The following is a 3,265-nucleotide window of genomic DNA, read 5'->3' on the forward strand; positions in this document are numbered from 1 at the left end:
CTTTTAATCCACAGTTACTGCACTAATGGCTTCCATACAGGGAATCCATTCATGGCATACCATGGAGCCATAACGAATATGCTCCACAATATTGCAATAATGATTATAGGAAAACCTACCTTTGCATAGTCTGACATAGAAAAAGTACCTGTGCTGTACGCTATAACTGCTGCAGTAATCTGCGTGGGTATCACAAATGCAAATGTATCGAGGTTGGCAACCAGGAGCGTAAATGCAACAGGGTTCATGTTAAGAAGGGGCGCCATTTCCATGAGAACTGGTGCCAGCATTGCAACTGCAGCCACATTGCTCAGCATGCCGAGACGTATAAACTGGGTAGCAAACATCATTATAAACAGGACGACTATCCATCCTTTACCTTCCACAACCGGGTGAATTATGGCAGCAAGGTACTTTGCAAGCCCTGTAGAACCCATGGCAGCAGACATGGAAAGGGCACCCCCAAGAAGGAGCCATGTCCCCCCATATGGTCTTGCCCTCTACCGCCTTCCATTTCAAGGGGAATACGCCGGGGATAAAAAATACTCCCAGTGCGATGAGAATAATCATTCCTGTCTTGATCTTATGGACATCCTTAAGTGTCCACATGGTCGCCGCAAACGCAAAAATGAGAAGAATAACCCACTCATAGTTCTTGGTTTTACCGAGCTCTTTTTTGCAGTTTCTATTCTTTCTATCCCGCCTGAAACCTCCACGTTTTTGAACTTAAAGAAGAACTTCAATATCCAGTACATTATAGGGAAGAGTCCAGCTATTGGTAGATGAAGCCAAAGCCACTGTATCCATGAAATATGTATATTGAGCTGCTTGTCAAAAAGTCCTACCATTATGACATTAGGCATATGTGCAGTGAGGATGAGGATGCCCCCAACCATCGGCGCATACACAAGGGAGGATATTACAATCGCCTTTTTTGCATTACTCTCTGATTTAGTCTCCCCAAACAATTCCATAATCCCACGGACAACAGACAGAAGTGTAGCTGACCTGGCAACAGCCGCTGGAATAACTAATGCTAAACCCATACAGGTACTGAACAACCCTATAATTATTTTCCCAACCTTTGTTGATTTCATCTTTGACAGGACGGTTAAGGCAATGCGGGTATCCAGATTTGCAGACCACAATATTGCCCCAAATATAAATGCTCCTAAACACAAGAAGCTTACATCCAGAACATAGCCGCCGAATGCCTCCGGTATTTTCGGCACGGCCTTTGTTACCACCAGCAGCATTGGTATCATTAAGCCTGAAACGCCAACAGGGATGGCCTCGGTCACCCATATAATACATGCCCAGACAATAATTGCGAGAACTGCCTTTGCAGAATAAGTAGGTATAATGGATGAAATATCTATACCCACAAAATAAACGCCCAGGCAGCCCAGGCAGCTACATAGCCGAGAAGTGTTTTCCGTGCCGGTCTCCCACGTGCTCTCAGATTGTTAATAAAATATCCAAGCACACCTTTTGCAGCCTGAGGGCTGCTGACATCTACCTTTGCACTTTTTCTTTCCATAACTCTCCCTCCTTGCTTTTATATCTTTTAATTATCCCCATGCTTTAGGCCCCATGCTTTAGGATAGTATGATGTTCACCGCTATACTGTCGTCTGGAAGACATCTGTTAACGAGAGAGAGAAGTTGTTTTTCTATCTGTGATTCAAGTAAAATCTCACACATGAGCGTTCTTGATACGATTGTCAAAAAGAAAGCTGAACGGCTGCAATATGCCAAAAGCACCATTCCTATCCGTGATCTCAAAAATCGCCTGCAGGATATGGATAAAACGAGGAACTTTAAAGGTGCAGTAAAAAGAAATGACAAAAAGATAAAACTCATAGCAGAGATAAAAAAGGCATCGCCCTCAAAGGGCATAATCAGAAAAGACTTCGATCCAATCAAAATAGCATCCATATACGATGAAAAGCCTGTGAGCGCTATATCGGTTCTCACAGAGGAGGACTTTTTTCAGGGACATCTCTCGTACATTAAAATAGTCAAAGATATTACCTCAAAGCCGGTTTTAAGAAAAGATTTTATTTTCGACGAATACCAGATATACGAATCGAGGGTGAATCACGCCGATGCCATACTCCTGATTGCGGCCATACTCGATAAAAATCAGACAAAGGAATATCTGCACCTCTCAAAGGAATTAGGGCTTCATGTATTGTTCGAGGTTCACGATGAAGATGATCTGGAAAAGGCGCTTTTGATAGATGCTGACATTATCGGAATAAACAACCGCAACTTGAAAACATTAAAGGTTGATTTATCCACCACCTTTAGACTAAAAAAAGACATTCCGAAGGACAAGATAGTAGTGAGCGAAAGCGGGATCAAGAGTAGAGATGATGTGATAAAACTTGAAGAAGCCGGAATAGATGCAATGCTCATCGGCACATCATTGATGGAAGCAGAGGATATAGGGAAAAAGATCGATGAATTAATGGAAGATTAAAAAAGGGCGAACACTATGGTTCGCCCAATTGGCGGAATGGAGGGTTTCAGAGGTTCCGCCTCCCGCTTATAATCTATGTACCAGCACAGAGACCTTTGAACTCGCCAAAACCTTTGCTGTCACGCTTCCGAGGATAGAACCTATACCTTTCCTGCCGTGGGATGACATAAAGATAAGGTCGCAGCCCTTCTCCACTGCTGTCTTTATTATTTCCTCCGAAGGAGACTCGCCTTTTACATAAAGACATTCGCAGGGCACTCCTGCCTCTTTAGCAGCATTCTCGATCGCATCGATATACCTCGTGCCACACACTCAAATGATGCCTCGAATTTAGTCCTGAACATCCTTCCTTCTTCTGTATTTTCAGGCGCCCATACATCCCAGATGTCGCCTGAGGTAGGTTTTGGTATTACATAAAGCCCTGTAACCTTTGCATTAAGGAATTTAGCAAGGGCGACACCGCTTTTTACTGCCTTCTCCGAGAGTTCAGAGCCATCTGTCGGTAATAATTTTATACATATGGCCTCCCCATTACTTCTGGATTACAAAGCTGATGGTGCCGGCCTCATCCTTCATTTCCACAAGCTTATACCCACTCCTCTCACAGAGGGCAGGGATACTATGCTTGGTGCTGCTGTCATTAGCCAGAACATGAAGAACCTGACCCCTTTCCATAGTCTTTTAATGTGTTCATGGTCATTACCATCGGTCTCGGACACACCAGACCTTTTACATCGAGGACCTTGTCGATTTTGACTTCTGTTGTCATTTTAACCCTCCT

The 3,265-nt window shown here is 43.7% G+C and carries 7 protein-coding genes; 1 reads left to right on the plus strand and 6 read right to left on the minus strand.

Annotated features, from left to right (window positions below; translation table 11 throughout):
• Positions 1–14: 14 nt before the first annotated feature.
• The 3 genes from V7L97_RS11780 to V7L97_RS11790 all read right to left on the minus strand — a co-directional run bounded on the left by V7L97_RS11780 (position 15) and on the right by V7L97_RS11790 (position 1,540).
• Positions 15–449, minus strand: coding sequence for an anion permease (locus V7L97_RS11780; RefSeq protein ID WP_442891836.1), 435 nt, complete (start codon positions 447–449; stop codon positions 15–17).
• Between the two features lie 117 nt (positions 450–566).
• The gene (locus tag V7L97_RS11785; protein ID WP_333656216.1) at positions 567–1,385 is read right to left on the minus strand and encodes an SLC13 family permease; all 819 of its coding nucleotides are present in this window, start codon (positions 1,383–1,385) and stop codon (positions 567–569) included.
• The gene (locus tag V7L97_RS11790; RefSeq protein WP_333656218.1) at positions 1,376–1,540 is read right to left on the minus strand and encodes a hypothetical protein; all 165 of its coding nucleotides are present in this window, start codon (positions 1,538–1,540) and stop codon (positions 1,376–1,378) included. Before V7L97_RS11790 ends, V7L97_RS11785 begins: the two co-directional genes overlap by 10 nt.
• Before the next feature lie 161 nt (positions 1,541–1,701).
• Between V7L97_RS11790 and trpC the strand changes: the two genes are divergently transcribed.
• Positions 1,702–2,484, plus strand: coding sequence for an indole-3-glycerol phosphate synthase TrpC (trpC, locus tag V7L97_RS11795; RefSeq protein ID WP_333656219.1), 783 nt, complete (start codon positions 1,702–1,704; stop codon positions 2,482–2,484).
• Positions 2,485–2,550: 66 nt separating this feature from the next.
• Here the strand turns inward: trpC and V7L97_RS11800 are convergent, their stop codons facing one another.
• Genes V7L97_RS11800 through V7L97_RS13165 form a run of 3 tightly spaced genes read right to left on the minus strand, consistent with a single transcriptional unit; the run spans position 2,551 to position 3,159 of the window.
• Positions 2,551–2,796, minus strand: coding sequence for a universal stress protein (locus V7L97_RS11800; protein ID WP_333656221.1), 246 nt, complete (start codon positions 2,794–2,796; stop codon positions 2,551–2,553).
• Positions 2,718–3,005: a universal stress protein gene (locus V7L97_RS13160; RefSeq protein ID WP_442891838.1), complete on the minus strand. Its 288-nt coding sequence runs from the start codon at positions 3,003–3,005 to the stop codon at positions 2,718–2,720. The genes V7L97_RS11800 and V7L97_RS13160 overlap by 79 nt, the downstream gene beginning before the upstream one ends.
• Before the next feature lie 10 nt (positions 3,006–3,015).
• Entirely contained in the window at positions 3,016–3,159 is a 144-nt protein-coding gene (locus tag V7L97_RS13165; protein WP_442891837.1) for a sulfurtransferase TusA family protein, read from the minus strand.
• Positions 3,160–3,265 lie beyond the last annotated feature (106 nt).

Source organism: Dissulfurispira sp. (assembly GCF_036745535.1).
In the GTDB taxonomy this organism is placed as follows: Bacteria; Nitrospirota; Thermodesulfovibrionia; order Thermodesulfovibrionales; family Dissulfurispiraceae; genus Dissulfurispira.

Excerpts from the sequence above, each read along its gene's own strand:
- V7L97_RS11780 (WP_442891836.1), bottom strand. The coding sequence starts at position 449 with ATGTCTGCTGCCATGGGTTCTACAGGGCTTGCAAAGTACCTTGCTGCC.
- V7L97_RS11790 (WP_333656218.1), bottom strand. The coding sequence starts at position 1,540 with ATGGAAAGAAAAAGTGCAAAGGTAGATGTCAGCAGCCCTCAGGCTGCA.
- trpC (WP_333656219.1), top strand. The coding sequence starts at position 1,702 with ATGAGCGTTCTTGATACGATTGTCAAAAAGAAAGCTGAACGGCTGCAA.
- V7L97_RS13165 (WP_442891837.1), bottom strand. The coding sequence starts at position 3,159 with ATGGAAAGGGGTCAGGTTCTTCATGTTCTGGCTAATGACAGCAGCACC.